The following is a 14,477-nucleotide window of genomic DNA, read 5'->3' as shown; positions in this document are numbered from 1 at the left end:
CGGCCCTGACTCACCCTTCCAGGGCCCCCTTTCTCCAGCGCGGATCCTCGGAAGAGCGGCCGAGGATCCGCGCTGGCATTTCCGCACCCGGTGGAAAACGGAAGGCGACGAACAAAGAGAGCGCCGCCATTCCCGCCGCCGGCGGAATTCCCCGGCTGAATAAGCCTCCCCCGCATGGGCAGTCGGAGGGTCGACAACCCCCCACCCCGGAGGAGGCCGGACCATGGCGATCGAAGACGCGAACGTCCTCGTACTCACCACGAACTACGGCACCGAGCAGGACGAGCTGGTCAAGCCGGTGTCCGCGCTGCTGGACGCGGGCGCGCACGTCGTCGTCGCGGCGCAGCGCGCGGAACCGGTGCAGACCCTGGTCTCCGATCAGGACCCCGGACAGCGGATCACCCCCGACGCCGTCCTGGACGAGGTGACGGCGGCGGACTACGACGCGGTGATGGTCCCCGGCGGCACCCTCAACGCCGATCAGCTGCGCACCGACGAGACCGCGCGCCGGCTCGTCGCCGAGTTCGCGCGCGACGGCAAACCCGTGGCCGCGATCTGTCACGGCCCCTGGCTGCTGGTGGACAGCGAACTGGCCGAGGGGCGCGAGCTGACCTCGTACCCCTCGCTGCGCCCCGACCTCACGAACGCGGGCGCGACCTGGCACGACAAGGAGGTCGTCGTCGACACGGCGGGCGGCAACACGCTGATCACCTCCCGCGACCCCGGCGACCTGGAAGCCTTCACGGCCGCGATCATCCGCAGCCTCGGCGGCGACGAAGGCTGAGCACCCCCTGGCGGGTGACCGTCGACCTTGGTCGAAAGGCGGCATAAAAGAAGCGTAAAAACTGCCGGAACCAGGCAATGAAAAGCCCTCCGCCCTTGTGTCAAGATTTCGTCAAGCCGGAGATCGGCGACGGGGCGGGAGGGGGACGGCACGGATGGCCTGGTTTCTCGGAATCGGCATCACGGGGGTCGTGCTGCTCGTCCTGTCGCTGATCTTCGACGGGCTGCTGGAAGGCGTGCTCGACGGCGCGCTGGACGGCCTGCTCGACGGATGGCTGTCCCTGCCGGTCGTCGCGGGCTTCCTCGCGATGGCCGGTTTCGGCGCGGTCCTCGCCCAGTCGGTCACCGGCGTCGGCCCGGCCGGGGCCACCGCGGTCGGCGTGGTGGCGGGGGCGGGTCTCGCCTGGCCGACGTACCGGTTCAGCCGCGCGCTCATGCGCGACCGCACGGCGGCGGCCCCGACCCGGGACGACGTCATCGGCACCTCCGGCAGCGTGGTCACGGCCATCCCGGCCGGCGGCTACGGCGAGGTGCTGCTCCAACTGGGCGGCCACCGCGTGAAGTTCGCCGCGCGCAGCGCCGTACCGGTGGCGCGCGGCGCCGAGGTGTGGGTGGAGGCGACGCCGTCGCCGACCTCCGTCCTCGTGCGGCCCGTCGAGCGCTGAACTCCCGCGCTGGACAAGCCCGTTCTGCTCACAGGTCCGGTCACAGGTCCGGCCCGTAGTCGTTCGACCGGCCCCGCGCGGGCCGGAGTTGCCAACCCCCTTTGCGGGGTGTCATGTGTCTGGGGGCACTGTATGAGTCCAGTCGTCGTCGCCGTGGTCGGAATCGTCGTCCTGATCGTCCTCACGGCTCTCGTCGTCGTCAGCCGCTACAAGGTGGCGGGTCCGAGCGAGGCGTTCATCGTCACCGGGCGCCGGGGCAAGAAGGCCACCGATCCGGAGACCGGGCGGGTCTTCACCGACAACAGCGGCCAGAAGGTCGTGGTCGGCGGCGGCGTGTTCGTCGTGCCGTTCGTGCAGCAGCGGTTCACCCTCGATCTGTCCTCGCGGCACATCCCGGTCGCGGTGCGCGGCGCGGTGACCCTGCGCGGTGTGAAGGCCAACCTGGACGGCGTCGCCATCGTCAAGGTCGGCGGCACCGAGGACTCGATCCGCGCCGCCGCCCAGCGGTTCCTGATGCAGCAGGACGGCATCGTCGGCTTCACCCAGGAAGTGCTCTCCGGCGCGCTGCGCGCCATCGTCGGCCGGATGTCGGTCGAGGACGTCATCCGGGACCGCGCCGCGTTCGCCGGGCAGGTGGCGGAGGAGGCCGAGGCGAGCCTGTCCGGCCAGGGCCTGGTCCTCGACGCCTTCCAGATCCAGGACATCACCACCGAGGGCTCCTACCTGGAGGACCTCGGCCGCCCCGAGGCCGCCCGCGCCAAGCAGGAGGCCGACATCGCGGAGGCCGTCGCCCAGCGTGCCGCCGAGCAGGCCCGCCTCAAGGCCGCCGAGGAAATCGCCGTCGCCCAGCGGACGTTCGCGCTGAAGCAGGCCGAGATCAAGGCGGAGACCGACGAGGCCGCCGCCCGCGCCAACGCCGCCGGACCGCTCGCCGAGGCCGCCCGCCAGCAGGAGATCCTCAGCCAGCAGGAGAAGGTCGCCGAACGCCAGGCCGCCCTGACGGATCGTCAGCTCGACACCCAGGTCCGCAAGCCCGCCGACGCCCAGCGCTACGCCGCCGAGCAGGAGGCGGAGGCCCGCCGGGTCGCCCGCGTCAAGCAGGCCGAGGCCGAGCGGCTGGCCGCGATCGCGGCGGCCCAGGCCGAGGCCGAGCGGGCCCGGCTCACCGGTGAGGGCGAGAAGCAGCGCCGCAGCGCGCTGGCCGAGGCGGAGGCCATCGAGGGCCTGAAGCAGGGCGAGGCCGAGCGCTCCCGCCGCGCGGCCATCGCCGAGGCGGTCCGCCTCGAGGGCGAGGCCGAGGCCGCGGCGATCACTGCCAAGGGCGCCGCCGAGGCCGAGGCGATGCTCAAGAAGGCCGACGCCTACCGCGAGTACGGCGACGCGGCCATCCTCCAGATGCTCGTCGAGGTGCTGCCCGAGGTCGTCGCCAAGGCGTCCGAGCCGCTGAGCAACGTGGACAAGATGACGGTCATCTCCACCGAGGGCGCGGGCCGCATCCCGCGCGCGGTCGCGGACAACGTGGCCCAGGGCCTCGAACTGCTCGGTTCCACCACGGGAGTCGACCTCGCCCAGCTCCTGAAGGGCATCACCGAGCGCGCCGCGGCCCCGGCCGAGCCCACGGAGCGGTCGAACGGCAAGGTGGAGATCACCGGCTGACGACTCAAGAGGCCGTAGAACCGGGGGAATTGGAGGAGCCGGGGGAGTCGGAGGAGCGGGGCCTGCCGTGCGCGGTGGGCCCCGCTTCCGTGCCGCGACTCCGCTTCACAGCTCCTTCTCCGGCCACCCCAGCAGTCGCGCCCCGATGACGGCGGTCTGCAGGGTGTACCGGTGCACGGGATCGGCCGGGTTGGCGCCGGTCAACTGGTGTATGCGGTCCAGCCGGTAGGTCAGCGCGCGCACGCTCAGCGCGAGGCTCCGGGCCGCCGCGGCTGCCGTACACCCCGACTCGAAGTACGCCTCCAGCGTGCGCAGCAACGGCCCCGCGCCGCCCCGGGCCTCCCGCAGCGGCCCCAGCGTGCTGAGCACCAGATCCGCCATCGCCTGCCGGTCCCGCGCCAGCACGGGGTACACCAGCAGCTCGGCGGCGCGCACCACCGGGGCGTCCAGACCCAGCCGCTCGGCGAGATCGAGTGTGTTCAGCGCCTCCTCGTACGACTGCACGACACCGCCGGGACCGGGCCGGGGCCGCCCGATGGCCACCCGTACGCAGTCGGTGGCGGTCCGCGCCTGCTCCGCGAAGCGGTCCAGGATCTCGCCGTCGTCGCCGGGCGCGATGCAGATCAGCCTGCCGTCCTTCGTCGCGAGCAGGATGCGCCGCTGGTCAAAGCGTGCGATCAGGGCGGCCTCCACCCGGCGGATGGCGGGGGAGGCGTCGTCGTACGCCTCCGTCCCCTCGGCCACCGCGACCGCGTGACCGTGGGAGAGGACGAGCCCGAACCGCTCGGCCCGCTCGGCGAGTCGCCCGAGATCGCTGCGGCCGTACAACAGGTCGTCGATGAACTCCCGCCGTGCCGCCTCTTCTTGACGTACCGCCAGGCGCTGCGCCCGCTCGTACCCCTCCGCGAAGGCGTCCACCGCCTGCTCCACGGCGGCCAGCACACCGCCGACCGCGCTCCCCGGCGTACCGGCCGGCCAGGACGCGCGGGTCGCGGCCAGATGCCCGCGCACCAGAGCGCGCAGACTGTGCCCGGCGTCGGCGGCCCGCTCGCCGAGCGCGCGCCGCTCCTCCAGCTCCTCCCGGGTGAGCCTGCGCCCGGTGACGGACACCTCGGTCAGCGTACGGGCGTACTCGCCCAGGAATCCGGCCACGTCCGGCTCCGACACCGTGTCCCCCTCGCTCCGCACGCCGTTGACGTGCCCCTGCCGGTATTGATCAACCGGAGCGTAGTGAGGATTGCCGGGAACCGGCAACGCGCGGAAACCGGGCCCTCCGGCCGGTCAGATCTTGGTGAGCGCCGAGCCCTTGTGCAGGGCGATGTGGTCGGTCTTGTCGCTCTTGATCTCGTACTGCGGGTCCTTCTCCGAGCAGTGGTGGGTGTAGCCCTTGAACTCCACGTCGTGGGTGTGCTTCTTGATGATGACGCCCTCGACGTAACCGGCCTCCGAGTTCCACCGGACGTGGTCGCCGACCGAGAATTGTTCCGCCATATGCGCGTTTGTTCCGTTCTGCGTGCGGTTGTTGCGGTACGGGCGTGAGCGTAACGGGGGTGGAGAGGGTGGCGGGTCAGGCGGGGCCGGTGAGATAGCGGGTCGTCATGTCGACAAGTTCGTTCTCCAGTCGCTCGGCCTCAACACCCTGGGGCGCGGCCATCAGCTTGTGGGTCACCAGCTCGATCGTGGAGACGACGAGCGCGGCGGCGGTGTCCAGATCCGCGACGGCCACCTCGGGGTGGCGGCCGAACAGCGCGCGGATCTCCGCGATCCGAGACTCCTCGTAGCGCGCCACCTTGCCCATCAACTCCTGGGAACGCGGCGCCTCTTCGAACATGATGCGGAGAAGCTGGGGATCGGCGCGATGGTTGTCGATGGCCCGGCGGACGATACGGCGCAGGCACTGCTCCAGGGGCGGCAGCGGGGCGTCCTGCTCCTGCGCCGCGCCCGCGCTGTCGATGTGCTGGAGCAGCAGTTCCGTGAGGATCGCGTCCTTGTTCGGGAAGTACTGGTACAGCGAGCCGATGGAGACGCGGGCCTGCTCGGCGATGCGATTGGTGGTGCCGGCCGCGTACCCGTACTCCGCGAAAACGTGAGCAGCCGCCGCGAGGATGCGTCCGCGCGTCAGCTCGGCGCGGACCTGCCGGGGCTTGCGACGTGGTTCGAGTCGGCGCTGGTCGTGCGACACGGGGGCCTCCCGTCCGGGCTGGAAAAGCGAGTAGCGGAAAACATGAGCTGTTGCTCACAATAGTGCCATGAGCTGCGCGAACGCGCTCTCTCATTGCTCGGGGGATCACTCGGAACGGTGCCCGAAGGCCCGAAGGCCCGAAGGCCCGGAGGCCCGAAGAACGAAGAGGCTCACTCATGCGCGACACGCCCCGTTCGACCGTCACACCCACCCCTGCTTGCCTCGCGGAATTCCGCCGTATGACGACGGTGGAGCAGGTCGAGGCATCCATCGGGCGCCCGCCTCCGTTGGTCATGATGAAGCAGGTCGACCGCCTCGACGAGGGCTGCGTGGCCGTGCTGGCGCACTCTCCGATCGCGGGATTCGGCTACGTGGACGCCGGGGGAAGCCGCAGGGCGACCTTCGTCGGGGGCCGCCCGGGATTCCTGCGCGTGCACTCGCCGGAGCGGATCTCGTTCGCTCTCCCCGCGGATGTCTCGGGTCGGCCGCCGTCGCGGGGCAGTGGTGTGTCGTTCGTGTTCCTGCTGCCCGGGGTGGGGGAGACGCTGCGGGTCAATGGTGTGGTGACGGGGTGCGGGGAGGCCGGGTTGGAGGTGAACGTGCGGGAGGGGTACGTGCATTGCGGGCGGAGCGTGCTGCGGTCGCGGTTGTGGGAGCTGTCGACGGTGCCTCGTATCGCCTCCGCGGTGGGCGAGTTGAGCGAAGGTCCGCTGCGGCGCCCCGATGTCGGCGCGTTCCTGGCCGCGTCGCCGTTTCTCGTCCTGTCGACGGGTGACGCTTCCGGGGCGAGCGACACGAGCCCGCGCGGTGATCACGCGGGATTCGCCCGGGTGCTGGACGGTCACACGCTCGCCCTTCCCGACCGCAAGGGCAACCAGCGGGCCGACACCTTCCACAACCTTCTCGAGGACGACCACATCGCCCTCGCGGCCCTCGTTCCCGGCCGCACCGAGGTGCTGCATCTGACGGGCCACGCCTCGATCACCGACGATCCCGCGCTGCTGGAGACGATGTCGCTGCGTGGCCAGGCACCACAGGCGGCACTGCTCATCCACGTGCTCGACGCGGAGGTGGCCCACAGCGACGCGGTGGCGCGGTCGAGTCCGTGGAGCCCGGCGGCACACGTCGACCCCACCGCCGTCCCGAACCTGATCGCGCTCGCGTCCCGGCATGCCGCAGCCAACCCCGCCGACACCGCCGGGGCGCCACCGGCCCTCGTCATGAAGCTGGTCGCCGCCCTGGCGTCCTTCCCTCGTCTGACCCGGGTGTTGATGGACCTGGGCTATCGCGTCCAACTGGGCAGGGAGGGCTACGGGAGTTCGGGGCGTCGGCGGTCGCCTCGCCGTAGCGGAGTTCCTGCGACGGGCCGCCGCATGCGCGTGGCCGAGGTGCGCCGGGAGACACCGCACGCGGTCACCCTCGTACTGGAGGACGCGCGAACTCGCCGCAGGCCGGTGCGCTTTGAGCCCGGCCAGTTCTTCACCTTGGCCGCCGAGATCGACGGACGTGCGGTCCGACGCGCCTACTCGGTGTGTTCGGTGCCCGGCTCGTCCCCACTCGAAGTCACGGTCAAGAGGGTTGAGGACGGCCTCTTCTCCGCGTACGCCAACGACCGCCTACGTGCGGGGGATTGCCTGAACGTCCTCGGCCCGTCCGGCGCTTTCCGCGCGACCGCCACGGACCACCTGGTGATGATCGCCGCCGGAAGCGGCGTCACTCCGATGATGAGCATGATCCGCACGAAGCTCGCCGAACGGACCGGCCCCCGGCTGTCGTTGCTCTACGCCAACCGCGACGAGTCTCATGTCCTGTTCGCGGATGCCCTGACCCACCTCCAGCGAAGCCACCCCGAACGCCTCACGGTGACACACCGGTTGAGCCGTCCGTCCCCCTCGTGGCCCGAAGCCCGAGGCCGACTCACCCCCGAGACGGTGGGCGAATGGCTGTCGACCCTGAAGCCCTCCGATTCCGCCCACTACTACCTGTGCGGCCCCGAAGCGGTGATGTCCACGGCCCGCGAAGCCCTTCATGTCCGAGGCATCCCGCCAGAGCGCATCCACCAGGAGAGCTACACGGCGGCCTCCGACGCCCCTCTCCCGCCTGGCCCGTCCGCATCCCACCCCCTGACCGTCACCCGCGACGGCACCCCTCTCGGCACCACCGTCGTCACCCCCGGCCAGACCCTCCTCGACGGCGCCCTCACCGCCGGGCTCCCCCTCCCGTACTCCTGCACAGTGGGCAACTGCGGCGAGTGTGTCGTTCGTCTCCGCACCGGCGAGGTCGTGATGAGCACGCCGAACTGCCTCACGGAACGGCAGCGGGCGGAGGGGTACGTGCTGACCTGCGTGGGGCGGCCTTGTTCGGCGGTTGAGGTGGAGGTGCCGGAGGAAGCGCCGGAGGGTGCTGAGGAGCCGCGCTGAACCACCGCCTCGAAGCGCGCCGTCCGGCACCGGCCTGCAACCAGTCGGCCTGGTTAGCCTGTCGTTCTGATCGAAACGGATGAGGGTGGGACGTGGAGACGCTGGTGAAGGGGGCCGTCGCGGCGGCACTTCGTGACGGGAACGGCGAGTCGATCCGCCTGTATGTCGCCGCCTGCGTCGAACGCATGGCGCCGCTGTTCGTGGGCCTGCGGACGGCCGCGCCGGGGCGGGAGGCCGACCTGGACTTCTACGCGGAGTCCGTACACGACCTTTGGTACGCCGACCGACCCCTCGCCGACGCCGCCGAGCGCGTACGCCTGCTGGAGCGGTTCCCGGAGCTTCAGCCCAACGAGGAAGGGATCACCGACGTCGCCGACACCTACGCCTTCTTCGCTGTCCTCAGCCTGCGGTACGCCCTGCCGGCCCACGGCTCGGGAAGCGCCGATGACGCGGTGGCCTGTGGCCATGCGGCGCTGACCGCGATGGGGATGCTGGACCGGAACCTGGCGGGTGCGGGTTTCCTCGCCGAGGAACAACGACTGCAGTCCCTCTCCCTGAGTGGCGACGCCGCAGGTCTGTGGGACGCGAGCGTCACGGCGGGGCGCGAGAGGTTTCGTGCGGTGTCGGGCCGCTTGGGTCGCTGAGAATGCTTCCTGTCGGCAGTCACGCAAATTCTCTACAACACAGAGGGCGCACGGTGGAACTGATCAGCCTCTCGGACGGTGACAACAGCTTCCGGGTACGTGTGCTCGGGCGTCGGGCGCCCGGTGTGCTGCATCTTCACGACCAGCTCGACGCCGAGGTCCTGGTCACGAGCGGCTTCGTCAGTGGTCGACTGGCCATGTCCCTGTCCCCGTCCGACCTGGAGGGCTGGTCCCATGCGCTGGATCTCCTCGCCGCAGGACAGGACATCTGCTGGAGGGACGACGACCACAGTCCTGAGATCAGGATCCAGCCGTACAACGAAGAGCATGAGACTCCCGCTGTCCATGTAGAGGATCTGGGCAGTTCGTGCGTCTCCGTGTTCCTTCCCCTGAACCTCGAAGAGGGTTGGATCGACGAGCAGCGGAGGCTGCTTGGGCGCGTACGGAAGGAGTGGCCGAGCGAGGTCCTGAAGTCCTCGCCGGGTGTCTATGAGTGGCGGCGCTGAACCGCTGCCCGGCGGCCCCGGCGGAACCAGCGCCGAGTTCCCGGAGCAGGCGGGGGCACTTCTCGTGGTCGTAGCCACGGTCAGGGCGACCGCGAGACGAGTGGGCCGCTCGCCGGCCCCCCGTCAGCTCAGCGTCCGCGCAGCGACGACAGCGCCGCCGCCACCCGCTCCGTCGCCTCCGGTGGAGTCGACGCGTGTGGGGAGAGGCGGAGCGAGTCGGTGCGTACCGTCGGTGTGACGCCCTCGGCGTGGAGTGCCTTGGCGACGAGTGCGGGATCGTGGTCCGGCAGTGTGAAGGACAGGATGCCCGCGCGGCGCGCCGGGTCGGTGGGGGAGAGGACGCGGGCGCCGTGGGCCGTGACGACCTCGGTGAGCTCGCTGATCCGTGTCTCGATCGCCGCCTCGATCGCAGTGACCCCGTGCCGTTGGACCAGCTCCAGCGCGGCCGCGAACGCGGCGGCGGTCACCGGGCTCAGGTTGGTGATCGACCAGCGTCGCGCGTCGGGGGCGGGCGGGTGTTCGGTACCGTCGAAGAGGCCCACGTCCTCGACTCCTGTCCACCCGGTGAGGACGGGCTCCAACTGCTCCAGCGCTCGGTCGGACAGCGTGGCGAAACCCGTGGACCAGCCCGCGCGCAGCCACTTCTGACCGCCCGCGATCACCACGTCCGCCGCGCCCCAGGGCAGTTCGGCCGCGCCGAACGCCTGGATGGCGTCCACGACCAGCAGCCGGTCCGGTCCGATCGCCTCGCGCAGCGCCGCGAGATCGGCCCGGAACCCCGTACGGAAGTCGACCGCGCTGACGGACAGCGCCACCACGTCATCGGTGAGCGCGGCGCGGACCAGTTCGGGGGTGACCCCGCCACCCGGCTCCGGGTCGAGCCAGCGCGGTGTGGCACGGCCCAGGTGCGCGCTGCGGCGCCACGGATAGTGGTTGGCGGGGAAGTCGCCGCGCGGCACGAGGACCACGCCCGCCCGGACGCCGAGCGCGGCGTGGAACACGCCGGTCGACGCGTTCGGCAGCAGCACCGTGTGCGTGGCGTCGCTCCCCGTCAGGCGCGCTGCCGTGTTCCGCGCGGTGTCCTCCGCGCGCATCAGGCCGTCCACGGTGGTGTGGTCGGCACGCGCGGACTCCTCCATGGCCCGCGCGGTGGCGGCCACGGCGTCCCGCGACGGCGGCCCGAACCGTGCGAAGTCGAGATACCCGGCGGGGGTGTCGAAGTGGGCTGCGTACGACGTGAGCACGGGGCCGTCCTTCCGGACCGGTAACGGTGTCGAGGGTGGTGCGGCACGGGCCGCGGAACGTGGTGACCTCCACCGTCCCGCCCGCGTGGCGTTACGGTACGCGACTCCCGTCGCACGCCCAGCGCCTCGTACGGACACGGAACGGCGGCCCGCTCCGAACGGAACGGCCGAACAGAACGGCCGAACGGAACGGCCGGGCAGCCCCGCCGAAGGAGCCGCCCGGCCGTCCCGTCCCGCCGCCAGGGATCAGTGCCCGGCGGACTCCTCGGGACGCGCGTGGCGCGGCAGGAGGAACGAGAGCAGGAACGTCAGGACGAGCATCCCGTCGACGATCCACAGCACTGTCTTCATCACGGAGCCGAAACCGCTCTCGAAGGCGGACGACGCGGTGGCCTTCAGCGCGCCGGGTATCCGCTGGGCGGCCTGCGGCGAGGTGACGGCCGCGCGGGTGTCCTTCTCCAGGCGGGCGCAGGACGCCGGGGTGGCCTCCGGGTCCTTGGCCACGGCGCGGTCGGAGGCGCAGTGACGCAGGTCCGCGACCACACGGTCCTGCGCGGCCGGGGCGACGTGCGCGGCGGCCAGCTGTCCACGCAGACCGTCCGCGCGGTGGTCGACGGCGGTGGCGATGCCGCCGCCCAGGAGGCCGAAGAAGACGGTGCCCAGGAGGGCCACGCCGAAGGCGCCGCCGAGCTGCTGCATCGCGGTCATGGTGCCCGACGCCGAACCCGTCTCGTGCTGCTCGACGCTGGCCAGCACGATGTCGAAGAACGGCGCCATGAGCAGGCCCATGCCGATGCCGGTGACGAGCAGCGCGGGCAGGAGCTGCCAGGGGCCGACGCCCGCGCCCACCATGTCCAGGGTCAGCCACACACCGAACACGCCGAGCGCCATGACCACGGTGCCCGCCTGGAGCACGGCGCGGCCGAACCGGGCGACGCCCTGGGCGATGCCGAAGCCGACGATCATGCCGCCGGACCAGGGCACCATGACCAGGCCCGCCTTGAGCGGGGAGTAGCCGAGGCCGATCTGGGTGTAGAGGTTGAAGACCAGCATGAAGCCCTGCATGGTCGAGAAGAAGACCAGGCCGAGGATCATGCCGCCGCTGAAGCCGCGCTTGCGGAAGAGGCTGGGGACGACCAGCGGGTCCTGGCCGGCCCGGCTGCGGCTCGACTCGTAGCGGGCGAAGACGGCGAACACGACGACCGAGGCGGCCATCATCGCGAAGGTCCACACCGGCCAGTCGTACTCACGGCCCTGGACCAGCGGGAAGATGATGAGCATCGCGCCCAGCGAGACCAGCAGCATGCCGGGGATGTCGAGGCGCGGCTTGGTCTCGGAGCGGCCCTTCGGCAGATAGCGCGCGGCACCCAGGAGCGCGGCGATGCCCAGCGGCAGGTTGATCAGGAAGATCATGCGCCAGCCCGTGCCGAAGTAGTCGGCGTCCACGAGCCAGCCCGCCAGGATCGGTCCGCACACCGCGGACAGACCCATGACCGGCCCGAACATGCCGAACGCCTTCTGCGACTCCTTCGGCGGGAACATCTCCTTGATCATGCCGAGGCCCTGCGGCAGCATCACCGCGCCGAACAGGCCCTGTACGACCCGCGCGGCGATGAGTATCTCGGGCGAGCCCGCTATGGCGCACAGCAGCGAGCCGACGGTGAAGCCCGCGGCGCCGACCATGAACATCCGGCGGCGGCCGTGGATGTCGCCGAGCCGTCCGCCGGTGACGAGGCCCACGGCCATGGAGAGGGTGTAGGCGGCGGCGAGCCACTGGAGCGTGGACGCGCCGCCTCCGAGGTCGGCCCGCATGGAGGGCCCGGCGATGTTCGTGACGACGGCGTCGAGGAGGTCCATCACCTCGGCCGCGAGGATCACGAAGAGTGCTGCCCAGCGCCACCGGTAGGGCGCTGGAGAGTCGGTGGGCGTCTCGCTGGACGCGACACCGGTGGTGGACATCGGGACTCCTGGCGGAAGGGCCGCGCCCGCGATGACGCCCACGGGTACGGCGGGTGGATGGATACGACTGCCCGGCTCGCCGGTAGGCCCGGTGAGCCGATGCGGCCGGACGCACGGGTGAACACTGTTCACGGTAGCAGAACACCGCTCACCCGGAGAACGCTGTTCATTAAGATATAGCGCAATCACCGAGCCGAGACAAGATATATCGCGTCTGCTTGTGGAAGTTGCCTGTTCACCGACGAGAACACTGTTCTCGCGCGTGCCTAGACTGTCCCCATGACCGATGTGGCCGCCGGTACCCCCGCCACCCCTCCGCCATCCCCCTGGGAGCGTCGACGCTCCGGCCGGGCGCAGGCCGCCCCCGCGCGGGCGCCGCTCTCGCGGGACCGGATCGTCGAGGCCGCCTTCGTCGTGCTGGACCGCCAGGGGCTCGACGGGCTGTCGATGCGCCAGGTGGCGGCCGAACTGGGCGTCACGGTCTCCGCCCTCTACGCCTACGTCAGCTCCAAGGACGACCTCCTGGAGCTGATGTATACCCGGCTCTTCGACGGCTTCCGGATCCCGGAACCCGACCCCGAGCACTGGCAGGAGCAGGTGCGCGACTACGCCCGCGCCGGACGGCGCCGTCTGCTGTCCCACCGCGACGTGGCCCGCATCTCCATGGCCCACGTGCCCTTCACGGCCGAACTGCTGCCGCACGTCGAGGGGTTGCTCGCCATATTCCGCACGGCAGGGCTCCCCGACCGCATCGCCGCCGAGGCCGGAGACCTCATCTCCACCTACATCGACGGCTTCGTCCTGGAAGAGGACATGTGGCAGGACCGGGCCGCCCGCAGCGAGAAGGGCGGCGAATCCCTGGCCCGCCCGGACTGGCGCGAGATGGCCGACGAGATGCAGAACTACTTCGCGGCCCTCCCCGAGGGCGAGTTCCCCCACCTCCGCGCCCTCTCCGGCCTGATGGTGACCGACTCCTCCGAAGAACGCTTCGACATCGGCCTGGAGATCATCCTCCGAGGGCTGGCGAGTTACCTGCCGGACGGGGGCGCCTCCGCGACCCCGACTGACGGCTGAACGAACCTAGCCGTCGGGACGCCGCACAACTGCCGCATCCCGACGGCCTCAAACATCAACGTGCCCCGCCGTGATCAGGTCTCCGGCGTGCTGGTGATCCCCTTGCAGGCGTTCGTGTTGTCGAGGACCCCGGGCTTGGCGGCGGCCTTCACCGCGTTGAAGTTGGCGACGTAGGCGTCATGGTCGGCGTCGTTGTCGACCTTGAGGAGAGCTTCGTCGTTCTTGGTGAGAGCCGGGCCGCTGTAGTTGTGGCTGCCGGTCCACAGGATTTTCTGCTTCGTCGTGCCGTCGTACTTGCCCTCGATCAGCAGGTACTTGGAGTGGATGATCCGTGAGGCGGTGGAAGGATCGTTGTCGTCGTCATCGTTGTAGCAGCGCAGCGTGGGGCCGCCCGAGGCGTGCAGGGTTTCCCAAGTGCCGCTGGAGGAACCGCTGTCGGCCTCCGAATAGACGATGTCGACCGAGCAGCCGGCGGTCTTGAGTGCGACCAGCTTCTGCGCCACCGCGAGCCGGGTGAGCCGGAACATCCCGACCCGTATGTTGGTGTGCTTGGTGATGCCGTCCTCGGTGTAGTTGCAGGTCACGTTGTCGAGGACGGCGGTGATGGTGTCGCCCGGCGTCGGGTCGTCCGCCGGGCGCGGGAAGAAGTAGGCCTTGTACGGGCTGCCGGCGGTGGAGCTGTACTGCCAGTCGGCCCAGTCCTGGCCCACGAGCTTGTGGAAGTAGTCGCTGTACGCCGTGTAGATCGCCGCGTTGTCCGGCAGGACGTAGGCGTCGTTCCAGAACCGGCTGTAGCTGGACGGCGTCAGGTTCGCCGAGGTCTGCACCACGACGTTGTTCGCGCCGTCGAGCTGCGAGAACAGCCAGAACTTGTTGTGGTTGATGGACGAGCCCTGTGAAGGCTCACCCAGACAGGACTTGTTGACCGGGCACAGTCCGACGAACGAACTCTTCGTGAGGTCGGTGCCGAGCCCGGCCTTCAGGATCGAGTACGACGTGTCCTTGGCATTGTCGCTGACGTCGCTCTCGTCCATCATCAACTGGATGTCGACGCCGCGTCCGCGGGCGTCCACGAGGGCCTGGGCGAAATCCGCGTCCCAGAAGTGGTAGACCGAGGCCCTGATCGAGGAGCCCGGCTGCGCCTGGCCGATGTAGTCGAGCAGCCGTGTGCGTATCGCCTTCTGCGCGGCCTCGTCGCCCTTCGGGTTGTTGAAGACCGGGCCCGCCACCATGGCCGCGGACGCGTTGTCCGCCAGGCCGAGCTGAAGGCCCGCGACGAGCGAGAGCGAGAAGGCGGCCGCGGCGAGACGGCTTGAGACGTGGCGTGATGCTGAGCGCACCAGA

Annotated in this window: 13 protein-coding genes; 7 read left to right on the top strand and 6 right to left on the bottom strand. The window is 70.5% G+C overall.

The genetic code is table 11. The features are described from left to right. Positions 1-223: 223 nt before the first annotated feature. The 3 genes from AB0E91_RS00465 to AB0E91_RS00455 all read left to right on the top strand — a co-directional run bounded on the left by AB0E91_RS00465 (position 224) and on the right by AB0E91_RS00455 (position 3,104). A complete protein-coding gene (locus tag AB0E91_RS00465) occupies positions 224-784 on the top strand; it encodes a type 1 glutamine amidotransferase domain-containing protein (RefSeq protein WP_361772914.1) in 561 nt (186 codons plus the stop codon). A 154-nt stretch (positions 785-938) separates the two neighbouring features. After that, positions 939-1,448 (top strand): hypothetical protein, encoded by a 510-nt coding sequence (locus tag AB0E91_RS00460; RefSeq protein ID WP_361772911.1) that lies wholly within the window; start codon positions 939-941, stop codon positions 1,446-1,448. Positions 1,449-1,580: 132 nt separating this feature from the next. After that, a complete protein-coding gene (locus tag AB0E91_RS00455) occupies positions 1,581-3,104 on the top strand; it encodes an SPFH domain-containing protein (protein ID WP_361772908.1) in 1,524 nt (507 codons plus the stop codon). Positions 3,105-3,209: 105 nt separating this feature from the next. Here the strand turns inward: AB0E91_RS00455 and AB0E91_RS00450 are convergent, their stop codons facing one another. The 3 genes from AB0E91_RS00450 to AB0E91_RS00440 all read right to left on the bottom strand — a co-directional run bounded on the left by AB0E91_RS00450 (position 3,210) and on the right by AB0E91_RS00440 (position 5,286). Continuing rightward, on the bottom strand, positions 3,210-4,271 hold the full coding sequence (locus tag AB0E91_RS00450) for a helix-turn-helix domain-containing protein (RefSeq protein WP_361772905.1): 1,062 nt from the start codon (positions 4,269-4,271) through the stop codon (positions 3,210-3,212). Between the two features lie 114 nt (positions 4,272-4,385). Next, a complete protein-coding gene (locus AB0E91_RS00445) occupies positions 4,386-4,595 on the bottom strand; it encodes a DUF2945 domain-containing protein (protein ID WP_361772902.1) in 210 nt (69 codons plus the stop codon). A 76-nt stretch (positions 4,596-4,671) separates the two neighbouring features. Next, a complete protein-coding gene (locus AB0E91_RS00440) occupies positions 4,672-5,286 on the bottom strand; it encodes a TetR/AcrR family transcriptional regulator (protein ID WP_361772899.1) in 615 nt (204 codons plus the stop codon). Between the two features lie 239 nt (positions 5,287-5,525). On the opposite strand from AB0E91_RS00440, the gene AB0E91_RS00435 reads away from it, so the two are divergent. From AB0E91_RS00435 to AB0E91_RS00425, 3 genes are all read left to right on the top strand, one after another. Then, positions 5,526-7,706 (top strand): 2Fe-2S iron-sulfur cluster-binding protein, encoded by a 2,181-nt coding sequence (locus tag AB0E91_RS00435; RefSeq protein ID WP_361772896.1) that lies wholly within the window; start codon positions 5,526-5,528, stop codon positions 7,704-7,706. Between the two features lie 92 nt (positions 7,707-7,798). Next, the gene (locus AB0E91_RS00430; RefSeq protein WP_361772893.1) at positions 7,799-8,350 is read left to right on the top strand and encodes a hypothetical protein; all 552 of its coding nucleotides are present in this window, start codon (positions 7,799-7,801) and stop codon (positions 8,348-8,350) included. Between the two features lie 53 nt (positions 8,351-8,403). After that, entirely contained in the window at positions 8,404-8,856 is a 453-nt protein-coding gene (locus tag AB0E91_RS00425; RefSeq protein ID WP_361772890.1) for a DUF5959 family protein, read from the top strand. Positions 8,857-8,984: 128 nt separating this feature from the next. Here AB0E91_RS00425 and AB0E91_RS00420 read toward each other — a convergent pair whose 3' ends face one another. Beyond that, entirely contained in the window at positions 8,985-10,100 is a 1,116-nt protein-coding gene (locus tag AB0E91_RS00420; RefSeq protein WP_361772887.1) for an aminotransferase class V-fold PLP-dependent enzyme, read from the bottom strand. A gap of 246 nt (positions 10,101-10,346) precedes the next feature. After that, the gene (locus tag AB0E91_RS00415) at positions 10,347-12,059 is read right to left on the bottom strand and encodes an MFS transporter (protein ID WP_361772884.1); all 1,713 of its coding nucleotides are present in this window, start codon (positions 12,057-12,059) and stop codon (positions 10,347-10,349) included. Positions 12,060-12,338: 279 nt separating this feature from the next. On the opposite strand from AB0E91_RS00415, the gene AB0E91_RS00410 reads away from it, so the two are divergent. Beyond that, a complete protein-coding gene (locus tag AB0E91_RS00410) occupies positions 12,339-13,133 on the top strand; it encodes a TetR/AcrR family transcriptional regulator (RefSeq protein WP_361772881.1) in 795 nt (264 codons plus the stop codon). Between the two features lie 74 nt (positions 13,134-13,207). Here AB0E91_RS00410 and AB0E91_RS00405 read toward each other — a convergent pair whose 3' ends face one another. After that, positions 13,208-14,473 (bottom strand): phospholipase D-like domain-containing protein, encoded by a 1,266-nt coding sequence (locus AB0E91_RS00405; RefSeq protein ID WP_361772878.1) that lies wholly within the window; start codon positions 14,471-14,473, stop codon positions 13,208-13,210. Between the last annotated feature and the right edge of the window lie 4 nt (positions 14,474-14,477).

This window comes from Streptomyces sp. NPDC026659 (assembly GCF_040638245.1).
Classification (GTDB): domain Bacteria; phylum Actinomycetota; class Actinomycetes; order Streptomycetales; family Streptomycetaceae; genus Streptomyces.
Note: the sequence above shows the minus strand (reverse complement) of the source record. Positions and strands in the feature narration are given on the sequence as shown.

Bases quoted from the DNA above. Each gene is read 5' to 3' on its own strand.
- AB0E91_RS00465 (WP_361772914.1), top strand. From the start codon at position 224: ATGGCGATCGAAGACGCGAACGTCCTCGTACTCACCACGAACTACGGC.
- AB0E91_RS00460 (WP_361772911.1), top strand. From the start codon at position 939: ATGGCCTGGTTTCTCGGAATCGGCATCACGGGGGTCGTGCTGCTCGTC.
- AB0E91_RS00455 (WP_361772908.1), top strand. From the start codon at position 1,581: ATGAGTCCAGTCGTCGTCGCCGTGGTCGGAATCGTCGTCCTGATCGTC.
- AB0E91_RS00445 (WP_361772902.1), bottom strand. From the start codon at position 4,595: ATGGCGGAACAATTCTCGGTCGGCGACCACGTCCGGTGGAACTCGGAG.
- AB0E91_RS00435 (WP_361772896.1), top strand. From the start codon at position 5,526: ATGACGACGGTGGAGCAGGTCGAGGCATCCATCGGGCGCCCGCCTCCG.
- AB0E91_RS00415 (WP_361772884.1), bottom strand. From the start codon at position 12,059: ATGTCCACCACCGGTGTCGCGTCCAGCGAGACGCCCACCGACTCTCCA.
- AB0E91_RS00410 (WP_361772881.1), top strand. From the start codon at position 12,339: ATGACCGATGTGGCCGCCGGTACCCCCGCCACCCCTCCGCCATCCCCC.